This window comes from Peribacillus sp. FSL K6-1552 (assembly GCF_038005205.1).
In the GTDB taxonomy this organism is placed as follows: domain Bacteria; phylum Bacillota; class Bacilli; order Bacillales; family DSM-1321; genus Peribacillus; species Peribacillus butanolivorans.
In genome coordinates, this window is the sequence record NZ_JBBOST010000001.1 from 5,082,998 (window position 1) to 5,096,552 (window position 13,555).

Genomic DNA, 13,555 nt, shown 5'->3' on the forward strand with positions numbered 1-13,555 from the left:
TTGTGTTTTATATGTTAACTAAAATAATAAATGGTTGACATATAAAATATAAATCATGCACACTAATAGTGGGCATTTTACCTACCAATTTCAAAAAAGGAGGTTGAAAACTTGAAAGCTAAAACGATTTCTTACGTGGCCCTATTTACTGCATTAACTGCCATTGGCTCCTTTATAAAGATCCCTATTCCCTACATACCTTTCACACTGCAAATTCTAGCAGTCTATTTGGCAGGGGCGCTGCTAGGACCACGTCTCGGGTTACTTAGTCAATTATGCTACGTCTTAATCGGTCTTATAGGAGTGCCGGTGTTTGCCGAGGGCGGAGGTTTTGGCTATATATTTAAGCCCACTTTCGGCTATTTGCTTGGTTATATACTCGGGGCCTATGTGAATGGATGGTTGATTAACAGGCTTAATCTCTCCACGATTCGTTCCATTTTCTTCGCTAACCTAGCATCATTGCTGACTGTTTATTTATTTGGCTGTATATGGCTTTATGGAGCGATGAAGTGGGTTGTAGAAACGCCTCTTTCAATTTACCAGACTATTTTTTACGGCTTCTTATTACCTGCACCCGGTGATTTGTTGCTGTGTGTTCTATGTGCCATCATTATTCAGCAAGTAAGGCCGCGTATTGCACGATTTACAAACATAAAGGAGCTGAAACACCCATGGGCCAAGCCTACTTTATAACCGGAACTGGCACGGATATCGGAAAAACCGTCGCCACGAGTTTACTCTATATGTCTCTTCAAACAATGGGAAAAAGCGTCACAATATTTAAGCCGTTTCAAACAGGATTGATTCACGAAACGAATACATACCCCGACATCTCTTGGTTTGAGCAGGAACTTGGTGTAAAGGCACCTGGGTTTTACATGCTTGAACCAGAAACATCTCCACACTTAGCTATAAAATTAACAGGGCAACAAATCGACGAGCAAAAGGTCGTGGAACGAGTTCACGAACTCGAACAGATGTATGACATCGTGTTAGTCGAGGGCGCTGGGGGATTAGCCGTACCACTCATTGAACGAGAGGACAGTTTCTATATGACAACCGATTTAATTAGAGATTGCAACATGCCAGTCATTTTCGTTTCTACAAGCGGTTTAGGATCGATTCATAATGTCATAACTACGCATTCGTATGCCAAATTGCATGATATTAGCGTTAAAACTATTTTATATAACCATTATCGGCCCGACGATGAGATTCATCGCGACAATATCCAAACCGTAGAAAAGCTCACAGGACTCTCTGGCCTCGCCTGCATACCAACATTTGTCGACGTAAGAAAAGATCTGAGAGTCTACATACTCGATTTACTTAGTAATCATGAATTTACCCAACAACTAAAAGAGGTGTTCAAGAATGAATAGTCATGACTTAGAAAAATGGGATAAAGAATATGTATGGCATCCGTTTACACAAATGAAAACGTATCGAGAAAGTAAACCGTTAATCATTGAACGCGGGGAAGGGAGCTACCTTTTTGATGTGGAAGGCAAACGATATTTGGACGGTTATGCTTCATTATGGGTCAATGTGCACGGCCATAATGAACCAGAACTAAACAACGCTCTCATTGACCAAGTGGAAAAAGTCGCACACTCTACACTGCTAGGATCTGCAAATGTACCATCCATATTACTGGCTAAGAAATTAGCAGAGATTACTCCTGGTCATTTATCGAAAGTCTTTTACTCGGACACAGGATCAGCTGCTGTAGAAATCTCCCTTAAAGTCGCTTATCAATATTGGAAAAATATCGATCCTGTAAAGTATCAACATAAAAATAAATTTGTCTCCCTGAACGAGGCGTACCACGGTGATACAGTTGGAGCAGTGAGTGTCGGCGGAATGGATTTATTCCATAGAATCTTTAAACCACTACTATTTGAACGGATTCCAACTCCTTCTCCTTATACATATCGCATGACTGAATACGGGGATCAAGAAGCAGTGAAAAACTATTGTATTGATGAGCTGGAAAAGTTGCTTCAAGACCAAGCAGAGGAAATTGCAGGATTGATTATCGAACCGCTTGTTCAAGGAGCAGCAGGCATCATTACCCACCCTCCTGGCTTTTTAAAAGCAGTCGAACAATTGTGCAAGAAGTACAATATATTATTGATTTGTGACGAAGTAGCGGTAGGATTTGGTCGCACCGGTACATTATTTGCCTGTGAACAAGAAGATGTCGTCCCTGATATTATGTGTATCGGTAAAGGAATTACTGGCGGCTATATGCCTCTGGCGGCCACTATCATGAACGAACAAATCTTTAATTCTTTTTTAGGAGAGCCCGATGAACATAAAACCTTCTATCACGGCCACACCTATACAGGGAATCAACTAGCCTGTGCCCTGGCGCTGAAGAATATCGAACTAATAGAAAGACGAGATCTCGTCAAAGACATCCAGAAAAAATCCAAGCAGCTATCTGAAAAACTGCAATCGCTATATGAACTTCCGATTGTCGGTGATATCCGCCAGCGCGGCCTCATGATTGGAATAGAAATCGTTAAAGACCGCCAAACAAAAGAACCGTTCACAATCCAAGAAAATATCGTTTCAAGCATCATCCAAAACGCTCGGGAAAATGGCCTGATCATTCGGGAACTTGGCCCCGTCATCACAATGATGCCCATTCTTTCCATGTCAGAAACAGAACTGAATATTATGGTCGAAACTGTCTACCGTTCGATACAGGACGTTTCTGTGCACAACGGATTGATCCCAGCAGCAAACTGATATAAAAAGAACCGGAAGAGCATATCTCATTCCGGTTCCTTTTCGATTCGATTTTCAGTTCTTCGCAGGGGACTTCGTGAAATACGCTGCCATTAAAAGAAAAATCACAGATAATGTCCACAGTGTGATTCCCTTCCATGGGAAATCAACTGTTAACCCAATCATCTGCACAGCTGCACTTAATAAAATGAAAATCATCACTAGCCTCTTTTTCATCCTGCACCTCCTCTGGCAAATTCCATCCTGCTACTTGTTTAAGCTCAATCAAACAAAGGGATTTCCGGCGGCATTCCGGCTTCTGGTAGATATTTCATATTTTAATTCGATGTCTCTATCTACAAGAGAGTGATTATTGATTTTTTGCTGAAAGTCGGAGGTTCTGCCAAATAGTATTTCTAACCCTGACAGCGATTGTATTTTGAGAATACTTTTTCGAAGGCAAAAGATGAAAGTTGATATTTCTATAGTTTTTTGTTAAAAAATCATTTCTCATGTTACCTCCAAGCTTTTGTTCTTTTTATTGATATAAATGGATCTTATGAAGGTATAGGTTAAAATTAAGCTTATAACTACAAAGGGTATAGAAGCAGCTATCAGCAATTTTTCCACACTTATGAAATAAGATAAATAAGGTAAAAGGCCAGTTAACATTATAAATAGAATTCCATCTAATGCATCCGCTATAGAAATTACCTTCCCTCTAATGTTATTTGGCGTAGTTTGAAGTTCAACATTTAATAAATTGGAAGGAAGAAACATTGCTATCCATAAAAATAAATATAATATGGGACCTAATATAAAGGGTGACAGAGCAATACCAATACTACTCAACGATAAAATGACTAAAGGTAATACATATCCATATTTAGTTATTTTCAAAGACAAATATTTTTCTCGCCAAGGAACAGTTAAATAATTCCCTATCAACATACCTAGAGCTGCAATAAATCGATAAACACCATAATATTTCTCACCATCTTGAATAGTGGAGTTTAGTAAGGGAACTAACAAAACATCTGTGATACTTAGACATCCCCAAATCAAAAAAGATCCGAAAATTAGATTTTTTAGAACCATGTGATTTTTTATATATTTGATACTAGTTATTAATCCACTTTCTTTAGAGCTGGTACTTTCCTGGCTACCTTCCTCAAGTGAAGAATCATTATCCAGATTTGCAGTGGGGAGCTTAGTCCAAGTTATTATTCCAGCAATAAAAAATGTAATGGCATTAAAAAGAAGCAAACCGGTTACAGTGTCATTTAATAATCCGAAAGCGGCAATCGCTGAACCGATTACTCTAGCTATACTTGTTAAAATCCCCATTAGCCCGTTAGCTAAGCCTAACTGATCTTTATTCACAAGAGATGGGATACTTGAGGAAAGGGCAGGATGATAAGGTAGCTCGATAATGCCAGTTAGTAATGTGATAATAAGAATGGTGGTTGTACTATGAGAATTAAAAGTCATTACACATGTTAAAAGTGCTAACAATATATTTATTATTGTTAAAGTAAACCGTCTAGAATATTTATCAACTATACTGCCGGCAATTGAAAAAAGTACAAATTGCGGTGCGAAACGAATAATGAGAAATAGACCAAAGATGAATATGGATTGGGATAAACTAAAAATGTATGCAGCAAGGGCTATTCCTTGTGCCATGTTACCAAGGGTGGAAAGTGACTCAGATAAGCATAAATAAGAAAACCTTTTTTCATTTAATAATGGTGTATATTTCTTATATTGATGAAATAAATGCAATAAGATACCCCCAACTAATTTGAATATTTAGCAGTATATGGTATTGCTAACGTGGTCTCGATATTAAATTGGGAATAGATCATTTTAGAAGCATTTTTAGTTCTATCAGAAAATATGTTACTGAATACAACAGAGTCTATTGGAAATCCTCCAATAAGTTTGCCCTGAACTAGAGCACTATCTGAATCTTCAATATGCACGATTCTTTTAAATATTTTTTCCGACCCCCATTTTCAAAAAATTCACTTTTAATAAAGATGATGATATTACAAATAAATGGTAAATTCTATATATTTTTGTAAAATGAGGAATTTGGAGTGGTGGCTTATTACAGCTCACAGGAGCTAATATATTCCATTTTTGATATAAGTAATTGACCGGGTTATCGAGGAATATTATTATCTTTGTTTTTATTGGGAATAATAATCAAAAGCTAGCTATCTTTTATTTCCGTGTAAAAATTGTAAGAACCATTGAGAATTCACTTAGGATATCATTCTAGTATTTTTTGTATGGGTAGCTTATTCGTATTACTCACATCCGCTTGTTTGCTTGTTAGATTATCCAAATTAGGATAGATCCTTATTGTCATATTCCCTTTTATAGTACTTGTTTTAAGAGTATTTTGTTTTACAAGAATTTTTTTCGGAATAATAAATTGCACAAAATGATTACTACTCGTTGAGGTATTGATGACCAATAAATCAGGAGACTTTTCATATGAAAGGCTTGATTTTTATTACTTTCGTCCTTTTCCCAAAATGCAACAAATTGCCCAACTTTATAGGTGCACGCATTTGAGTAATTAGTAGGTAATCACTCTTTTCCACAGTATCATTTATTTTCATTTCAAAGGTTTTGCTAAACCACTATTTTAAGACTTTCCAGTTGCCCTTTTTTAAGGGCTATTTTTTCTGTCCTAAAACAAGGAGGAACCCCTCAAATGAAATTTAAAGACAGTAACGAATTGAATCCCTCATAAATAAAAAGAAGATGACCCTTTTCAAAGGTCATCTTCTTTTTATAGTCTATTCTTTTTTTCCTTACTGCTGGCTAAGTGTTAGCGAATGCCTTTCATGTAACCTTGAATCTTTGGTGATAGGGCCATCAGAGCCACTCCAAGGATCATTGAAGCAACGCCGATCACTCCAAAATAAGCCATTTCGGTTTGAGGAGTGTAGAATCTAACGATTTGAGCGTTTAGTGCTTGTGCTGCTGCACTTGCTAGGAACCACAGGCTCATCGTTTGTGCCGAGAATGCAGCCGGAGCCAATTTTGTAGTTGCTGAAAGTCCAACAGGGGATAAACAAAGTTCTCCAAGCACTACAAGGAAATAACTAAGTACAAGCCATAGTGGATTTACTAATGAGTCTGATCCACCGAAATAAACAGGAAGCAGGATCACCAAGAATGATAAACCGGCGAACAGCAAACCTAATGAGAATTTTTGAGGTACGGTCGGCTGACGCTTTCCTAGTTTAATCCATAACCATGCGAATACTGGTGCAAGGGTAATGATGAACAAAGGGTTCAATGATTGGAACCATGCCGGGTTTATTTCTATTCCAGCAAAATTCAACTGTGTCCGTTTGTCTGCATACCTTGCTAATATAGTTGCACCTTGCTCTTGAATCGCCCAGAACATGACAGCTGCTATAAACAAAGGAATATAGGCTATCAATCGTGAACGTTCAACAGAAGTTGTTTTAGGACTGCGATACATGAAAATGAAATAAAGGGTCGGAATAACGATCCCTAGGATACCTACAAGATTAATAAAGGTTTTAATCGTTAAGATACCTTTAGTGGCAGTGATGCCGATGATGGCAGCTACGATCAATGCAGCTATTCCCAATTTGGTGAATACTTTTTTCTTTTCATTCTGTGATAATGGGTTAGCAGGAAGAGTCCCAGCTAGGCCCAGATTCTTTTTCTTTGTTGCAACAAAGACGATCAGCCCAATTAACATACCAATTGCCGCCAGCCCAAAACCAAGGTGGAAGCTGTAGTCCATTCCGACTGTACCAACAACAAATGGTGAAAGGAATGCACCCATGTTGATACCCATATAGAATATACTGAAACCGGAATCCCGGCGATCGTCATTTTCCGCGTATATTTCCCCAACGATGCTGGAGACATTTGGTTTTAATAGACCAGTACCTAGTACAATGAGTACCATTGAAACAAAGAACATGGAGAGACTGCCTGGTATAGCAAGGACAATATGCCCGAGCATAATCAAGATGCCACCGTAAAATACAGCTTTGGAAGTCCCGAAAATCCTATCGGCAAGCCAGCCACCAATTATACCGGACATATATACTAAAGATCCGTAGATGGATACAAGGGCAAGGGCTGTGGTTTCATCAAGACCTAGTCCCCCTTTAGAAACTTCGTAATACATATAGTAAACAAGAATGGCCTTCATGCCATAATAGGAGAAACGCTCCCAGAACTCAGTAAAGAAAAGGGTGAATAGCCCTTTTGGGTTTCCAAAAAAACCTTTTTGAGGTACACTATCCACAATTTTCTGTTTATTTATCGTTGCCATACCTAGCCCTCCTTTTATTATTGTATAATAACTTTTATTTTCTCTGTTGTAAATAAATATTTAGTATATTTAAATAATTGTTTTCAAAATAAAATAGTGCTTCTCACCTTGAAAACCGATCTTACAATCTCCAAAAGGGTAAACCACATTCAGTTTTGCCTATAAAGATGAATCCATCAATGATATAATACCTAACCTTCCCGACCGCATCGCAACAGATACACTGTGCAAAAAAAAGAGGGTTCGAAAAATATAAGAGCAAATAAAAAGAGTGTATTGTAAAAAAAATCCAACCAAACCAATTCAATACACCGTATAATATAAAGAAAAAATACTTTTTAAAAACGAGGAGGCACAAATATGATAGGTCTAGTAACAGTTGTAATGATATTTTCCATTCCCATTATTGGAATCCTGACGAGCCATTTCGAAAAACAAGCAAAAACCAAACACAATATGATTAAAGACGAATTAGAACTCGAAAAACTTAAACACGAAAACTTTCTTATTGAAACGGAAAAAATGAGGCTTGAACTGGATCAGATGAAATTTGGGGAATCAAAAGACGAACCAAAGTTACTGTAATCGCGTAACTTTGGTTCGTCTTTAATTAACGAGTATTTTGAGTTCTCTGTTTTAAAAACAAATCGCTCTTCATACATATAAGTTTAAATAAGTAAGTTCTTAATGAATATATTGATCCCCAACTAGAAGATCTGATATAACCTTGGTCGGGATCGTAAATTCAACTGCACCCATATATCCTGGTGCTGCTTCATAGCTGTTAAAAGCGATCACAAGCTTGCCATCTTTGTTGATATAAAAGTTTTGTGTTGCATCGATACCTTTAAATTCAACAAATTCATCGTCTTCCACCCAATATATTTTATTTGGGTCCTCAGCCATTTGCTGTTTCATCTGTTCCATAATATTCTCGTTTATTACCTGAAGATAGCGGTCATCTTTAAACAAGCTATTTAACGTTAATAGCACTTCGTTTTTCTTGTCAACTGTATCAAATTGGCTCTCTGTAGAACTGGAAGCTTGAATCTTGTCTGTATAACGCTGGACGGATAATATCGTGTCATTATCGGTTAATATCTTATATCCACTTTCCACCGAGATATTTCCATTTTCTCCTTCCTTCAGAGTAGACATGGAGTCCGTGAATTCCTTATAGAGCTGTTTGCTCTCCGCTAAGTATTTATCATTTAAGCTATTTTCCAGCTGTTTATTTTCCAGTCCTGTAATAGCTGGTGTTTTGATTACTGCTGAGGAATTATTTTCTTCTTCATTCCATTCAACGAATGTAATCACTTCGATGACTTTTTCAACTATCGGAATGTCGCTCATTGCTTTTGCCACTGCTGGGCTCATGTTTACTGAGGCTGTCACAATCAGCATGGCCGCTGCTGCTGTAATCCATATGGTTCTGGCAACCCTTGGCTTTTTCTTGGGTTTTTCATTCAAGGCCGCTTGAACGACATCGTTTAATTCCTTAGGGATTGGTGTTTGAAGATACTCTTCTCGCAGATCCTTTAATTTTTTTTCCATTTTTTCGTTTCCTCCTGTTCAGTCATGTTGATCCGCAATAGTTGCAGTGCTTTATATAATCTCGTTTTAATTGTGCTTACGTTCTCTTCCAACACTTCCGCTATTTCTTCCAACTTCAAGTCCTCAAAGAAGCGAAGAATGACTACCGTTTTATACTTGATCGAAAGTCCCTCCATGGCCCTTTGCAAATCCAGGTCCCGATAGTGATCTTCCTCTCCACTACGTAAGTATTCTATTGTTTCGTCATCCGCAATTGTCAGTTTCTTATTCTTTCGTAAAACATCAAGTGCCGTTCTGACTATGATCTTATATAACCAGCTGTCTATAGAAGCAGCATCTTTAATTTTGCTGCTCGAGGCTAGCGCTTTTCTGATTGATTCCTGCACGATATCAAGCGCATCCTCTTTATTTTTCACATAGTAAAAAGCAAGTCTGTACAAATTTTCTTGCCGTTCGGTTATCCGGGCCGCTATTAATTGATTTATATCTAGATTTTTCATTGCCTTAAAGAGCTCCTTACATTTAAATTACGTATCCTAGGTACAAAGGATAGACGCTCGACGGGTCTTAAAAGTTTGAAAATGGCTAAAGAAAGATTTTCATATAAAAAAAATGAAATTTTTTACAAACTATTAAGGCTTTTGGCGCGTCTATATAGTAGAATGATTATCGAGGTGGAATGCATCATGAGGAAATTAAATTATAAAAAGGTCTTTATTTTTCTATTTTGTCTAACAGCTACAGTGGGAGCAATGGGTTTAGCTATAAAAAGCCTAGCTTTTGATAAGAAGAAAACTGTTTCGGCTTATTCAAATGATCAAAATTACCCAGAAGCTGATATTCAAACGTTTGTAAAAGATGATACGAAAGGCGGGTATTCAGTAAGCAGGCCCGTTCTTCATATAGAAAATATCGACAAGCAACTAGAAGCTTACATAAAAAAAGAAATAAAAGATTACGAAAAGAAATGGAAAGCCATTGGCGGTAAAGCGTATTCTGAGCTTAACCTCACTTATACGATACTCCATTTCAGCAAGCAAACCATTACCATTTCCTTCGATAAATATGAACAAGTAGGAGGAAAGAAGCAGTCCGGATCCCGGATCTTCACTTATGATATTCCATCTCAGAAAAAACTCTCTATAGAAGACATTTTTGCCACGGATACTGATTATTTATCCGTTTTATCTGACATTGTTTTTGAAGAGTTAACCGAGAGTAAAGAAGAAGGCATTTCGAAAAGTCTTATTAAGAAGAAAACCCAACTAAAAGCAGCCAACTTTGATTCTTTTTCAGTGCTGAAAAATACGCTTGTATTCTATGTAAAGACTGATGAGGATGGAGACTCATCTAAGACTCATACCATCGCTATTAATAAAGAACTTTTCAAAAATAGTTTGCTAGATTCATATCAAAGTAAAGATTTAAATCAGGATCGTGTAAAGGAATGGCAACCGAAACATGTCGTCGCCAAGCTCCCAGTGAAAAATGAATGGATTGACCCTTCACAAAAGGTAATCGCCTTAACGTTCGATGACGGGCCACATCCAAGTCATACTATGTCTATCCTGGAAGCCCTAAACAAGTATGATGCACATGCTACCTTTTTTGTGCTTGGAAGCCGCGTGCAACACTATCCAGAAGTGCTGCAAAAGATGACTGAACAAGGAAATGAAATCGGCAACCATTCCTGGGATCATCCGCAATTGACACGTCTAAGCAAGAAAAAAATCAAAAGTCAAATTGAGCAGACTCAAGACACTATTGAAAAAGCTACCGGAACTGAGCCAGACCTTATTCGTCCCCCATATGGAGCGATTAACGATAATGTCCGGGAAAATATGGAAGATATGAATGTCACACTTTGGGATGTTGACCCTGAAGACTGGAAAGATCGCAATAAAAAGAAGATTGTAGACAAAGTAATGAGCAAAGCCAAAGACGGTAAAATCATTCTTATGCATGATATTTACCAACCTAGCGCCCAGGCTGCAGTGGAAATCATCAAACAACTGCATGACAAAGGATATCAACTAGTTACCATTTCCGAACTAGAGCAGGTAAAAAAAGACCGCGAACTTTACGGTATCGACTTACAAGAATAATAGATTGTTAGCAGATTAAACGAAAAAGAGAAGGATAGATAAAAGCCAAAGTAATTCGCTTTTATCTATCCTTCTCTCCTTTTATTTTCAACCTTGTTATGCACCTTCATTAAAGCCTTTAATATCTTCTTTAGTAGGCGCTGAGGTTCAAAATGGAACTGCCAATGATTTTTCAGTCATAAAAGAAACCAATTCATCAAGTCCGTCATTTACATAACAGGCTCTCAGTGCCCCATGAATGCAAAATAAGCAGGCCTTTGATTACATAGCAAAGGTCTGCTCAACTTTTTTATTCCCCAAGATCCACATTGTGATAGACCTGTTGAACATCTTCTAAATCTTCTAATGCATCGATCATTTTTTCGAATTGTGCTTGTGCATCTTCCGGAAGAGTTAGGTCATTTTGTGCAAGCATCGTTAGCTCTGCTACTGTAAATTCCGTAATGCCCGCATCTTTGAATGCTTTTTGTACAGCATGGAATTGTTCAGGTTCAGCATAAACGATAACCGATTCTTCTTCTTCAATAATGTCACGTACGTCAACATCCGCTTCCATTAATAGTTCAAGCACATCGTCTCCTGTTTTACCTTCAATACCGATAACTGCCGTTGCATCAAACATATAGGCTACAGATCCACTGACTCCCATGTTTCCTCCGTTTTTACCAAATGCAGCACGCACATCTGATGCCGTCCGGTTCACGTTGTTTGTCAGCGCATCTACGATAACCATTGATCCATTTGGTCCGAAGCCTTCATAACGAAGTTCGTCATAGCTTTCTTCAGAACCGCCTTTTGCTTTTTCAATCGCACGGTCAATAATCGCTCTCGGCACATTGTATGTTTTCGCACGTTCAAGTACAACTCTCAAAGCCTGATTGGATTCTGGATCTGGTTCACCTTGTTTGGCCACTACATAAATTTCACGTCCAAACTTAGCATAAATACGACTTGTATTTGCATCTTTTGAAGCTTTTTTTTCTTTGATATTGTTCCACTTACGACCCATTATATTCCACTCTCTTTCATCATTGAATATACACAAATTGATTACTATAATTCTTGTCTCTACAGCATTTTTTCATATAACTACAAGGAAATCCATAAATAAATTCCACGGAAGATAGGCTATACGATTACTAGATTATATTATACATCAATTGTATAAGTTTGAAAAAGTCCTGCACACCATCTCTAGGGACAAATTGATCCCAACTTGGCACTTTGTTTTTTTAATACTATGGAAAACGCCAAGAGTAGTATAGTATAAAATGATTACAAAGGAGAGATGCTACATGACGGATACTCAAATTATTATCGGGATACCTGGAAAGTGGAAGAACCGAACAGAATTGATTCAAGCTGTGGCTTCTCAAAGTGAAGGGTACCTACTAGCCGGTCATATTTTGCATAACAAGGATAAAAACATAACCTTCCAAGTGGAAGTCTATGATTATGAACCGAATTTAAAAGAGACCTTTTCCTATGCCAGTAAAGGGGCCTTTTCTGAGCGTTTATTAGAGGAAATCAATAATCATACTTTTACGGTTTATATAATTGCTGATGTATCTGACTTTGGAAATATTACAGATTTGATTGATGCTGGGGCAGCAATCCTGAAGGCTGGCGGAATGGCTGTAAAAATAGAAACCGCAGGCATTGCACATTCAAAAGAGGATTGGCAACAACTTCATCATACCCCGGATATTCTCTCGGTTTATGCCCATTTTGTTACGATTATTGGCGAGGAAGATTATTATTGTTCATTTGGAATGAAAGCATTTGGTCTACCAGATGCCGTGACACTTAACACGATGAGACCAAAAGAGGCAGCTGATTTACTTAACACATTTAATTATTATCATGCAGGAGAAAGACCCCTCCTTACAAATGGTGAAACCTTTTGTGTACAACCAGATGCACCCACCTATATATTGACGGGTCTTCAAGACTTTAGATACGAAGAAGACCATCCTTTCTACAACCCATTTGGATTATGGAATTTAGGGACAAGTAAATAGAGGAGCTATAAGCTCCTCTATTTTTGTTATTCAAACTGATCCCGTACTCTTTTCTTCCTCATTTTCTTTCTTCACGAGTGACATACCGCTTGCTTGGTATTTAAGGATTTTTTGAATGACCGTGCCGAGATGCGCTCCCGCTTCGACCGGTGGAATGCCGCCCTTATGGATGTTAGAGATAACCATCCGCTCTGCTTCAATGGTACCCAAACAAGGTTCGTAGCAAAAATAGGCGCTCAGTGATTCAGCACTGACAAGTCCCGGTCGTTCACCGATCAACAGGACAATGACCTTTGGTCTAAGAATTTCACCGACATCATCCATCACAGCAACTCTGCCTTTTTCAATATAAAAGGGAGTACCGACATCCAAGTTTGCCCTTAGCAAAGATTGTTTAAAAGATAGATAGACGTCTTCCACATTTTCTTCCACTGCCTTGGAGCTCAAGCCATCTGAAATGATGATTTGAACCATGGGGCCCTTTATGCATTTGGCTTCAATCATTTGCTTTGCTTCGTCCGAAAGCTTTCGGCCATAATCCGGACGGCGCAAATAGACTTCCTTATCACTCGCCCTCGTTTTCACTTTGAACAGATCCAACCGTTTCAATAAAACCTCACTAACGTCACCATATACTGCATCAACCGCCGCAGCGTGGTCAAACCTGAACTTCAGCCATGAATCTGTCCTCGGACGTGTCCCTGCTCTGCCTATCCCGATTCGAGCAGGAGTTTTCGTTATCAAGACTTCCAATTCTTCCTTATTAAATGGTTCGTTTATTCCCATATCATCCACTC

General features: G+C 38.1%; 12 protein-coding genes and 2 pseudogenes. 6 read left to right on the forward strand and 8 right to left on the reverse strand.

Going from position 1 to position 13,555, the window contains the following annotated elements; genetic code table 11:
• Positions 1 to 111: 111 nt before the first annotated feature.
• From NST21_RS24335 to bioA, 3 genes are read left to right on the forward strand one after another with little or no spacing between them, the layout of a single operon-like run.
• Positions 112 to 696 carry a biotin transporter BioY gene (locus NST21_RS24335; RefSeq protein ID WP_340891821.1) on the forward strand — a complete coding sequence of 195 codons (585 nt, stop codon included), beginning with the start codon at positions 112 to 114 and terminating at the stop codon, positions 694 to 696.
• Positions 675 to 1,385: a dethiobiotin synthase gene (gene bioD, locus NST21_RS24340; RefSeq protein WP_056521095.1), complete on the forward strand. Its 711-nt coding sequence runs from the start codon at positions 675 to 677 to the stop codon at positions 1,383 to 1,385. The genes NST21_RS24335 and bioD overlap by 22 nt, the downstream gene beginning before the upstream one ends.
• A complete protein-coding gene (bioA, locus tag NST21_RS24345) occupies positions 1,378 to 2,760 on the forward strand; it encodes an adenosylmethionine--8-amino-7-oxononanoate transaminase (RefSeq protein ID WP_340891823.1) in 1,383 nt (460 codons plus the stop codon). Before bioD ends, bioA begins: the two co-directional genes overlap by 8 nt.
• A 54-nt stretch (positions 2,761 to 2,814) precedes the next feature.
• Here bioA and NST21_RS24350 read toward each other — a convergent pair whose 3' ends face one another.
• The 4 genes and pseudogenes from NST21_RS24350 to NST21_RS24365 all read right to left on the reverse strand — a co-directional run bounded on the left by NST21_RS24350 (position 2,815) and on the right by NST21_RS24365 (position 7,078).
• Entirely contained in the window at positions 2,815 to 2,976 is a 162-nt protein-coding gene (locus NST21_RS24350; protein ID WP_157444387.1) for a hypothetical protein, read from the reverse strand.
• Between the two features lie 273 nt (positions 2,977 to 3,249).
• The gene (locus NST21_RS24355) at positions 3,250 to 4,524 is read right to left on the reverse strand and encodes an MFS transporter (RefSeq protein ID WP_340891825.1); all 1,275 of its coding nucleotides are present in this window, start codon (positions 4,522 to 4,524) and stop codon (positions 3,250 to 3,252) included.
• A 493-nt stretch (positions 4,525 to 5,017) separates the two neighbouring features.
• A pseudogene (locus NST21_RS24360) lies at positions 5,018 to 5,307 on the reverse strand (MepB family protein); the annotation flags it as partial.
• A 277-nt stretch (positions 5,308 to 5,584) separates the two neighbouring features.
• Positions 5,585 to 7,078 (reverse strand): peptide MFS transporter, encoded by a 1,494-nt coding sequence (locus NST21_RS24365; protein ID WP_340891826.1) that lies wholly within the window; start codon positions 7,076 to 7,078, stop codon positions 5,585 to 5,587.
• A gap of 360 nt (positions 7,079 to 7,438) precedes the next feature.
• Between NST21_RS24365 and NST21_RS24370 the strand changes: the two genes are divergently transcribed.
• The gene (locus NST21_RS24370; protein WP_053347855.1) at positions 7,439 to 7,663 is read left to right on the forward strand and encodes a hypothetical protein; all 225 of its coding nucleotides are present in this window, start codon (positions 7,439 to 7,441) and stop codon (positions 7,661 to 7,663) included.
• Between the two features lie 99 nt (positions 7,664 to 7,762).
• Here the strand turns inward: NST21_RS24370 and NST21_RS24375 are convergent, their stop codons facing one another.
• Both NST21_RS24375 and NST21_RS24380 read right to left on the reverse strand, forming a co-directional pair.
• On the reverse strand, positions 7,763 to 8,632 hold the full coding sequence (locus tag NST21_RS24375) for a DUF3298 and DUF4163 domain-containing protein (RefSeq protein ID WP_340891827.1): 870 nt from the start codon (positions 8,630 to 8,632) through the stop codon (positions 7,763 to 7,765).
• Positions 8,617 to 9,132 (reverse strand): RNA polymerase sigma factor, encoded by a 516-nt coding sequence (locus tag NST21_RS24380; RefSeq protein WP_057215326.1) that lies wholly within the window; start codon positions 9,130 to 9,132, stop codon positions 8,617 to 8,619. The genes NST21_RS24375 and NST21_RS24380 overlap by 16 nt, the downstream gene beginning before the upstream one ends.
• A 186-nt stretch (positions 9,133 to 9,318) precedes the next feature.
• On the opposite strand from NST21_RS24380, the gene NST21_RS24385 reads away from it, so the two are divergent.
• Positions 9,319 to 10,737 (forward strand): polysaccharide deacetylase family protein, encoded by a 1,419-nt coding sequence (locus NST21_RS24385; RefSeq protein ID WP_340891829.1) that lies wholly within the window; start codon positions 9,319 to 9,321, stop codon positions 10,735 to 10,737.
• 289 nt (positions 10,738 to 11,026) lie between these two features.
• Here NST21_RS24385 and NST21_RS24390 read toward each other — a convergent pair whose 3' ends face one another.
• Positions 11,027 to 11,746 carry a YebC/PmpR family DNA-binding transcriptional regulator gene (locus NST21_RS24390; protein ID WP_056521108.1) on the reverse strand — a complete coding sequence of 240 codons (720 nt, stop codon included), beginning with the start codon at positions 11,744 to 11,746 and terminating at the stop codon, positions 11,027 to 11,029.
• A gap of 286 nt (positions 11,747 to 12,032) precedes the next feature.
• Between NST21_RS24390 and NST21_RS24395 the strand changes: the two genes are divergently transcribed.
• Positions 12,033 to 12,758, forward strand: coding sequence for a DUF4261 domain-containing protein (locus NST21_RS24395; RefSeq protein WP_340891830.1), 726 nt, complete (start codon positions 12,033 to 12,035; stop codon positions 12,756 to 12,758).
• 30 nt (positions 12,759 to 12,788) lie between these two features.
• On the opposite strand, the pseudogene eutC reads toward NST21_RS24395, so the two are convergent.
• A pseudogene (gene eutC / locus NST21_RS24400) lies at positions 12,789 to 13,541 on the reverse strand (ethanolamine ammonia-lyase subunit EutC); the annotation flags it as partial.
• Between the last annotated feature and the right edge of the window lie 14 nt (positions 13,542 to 13,555).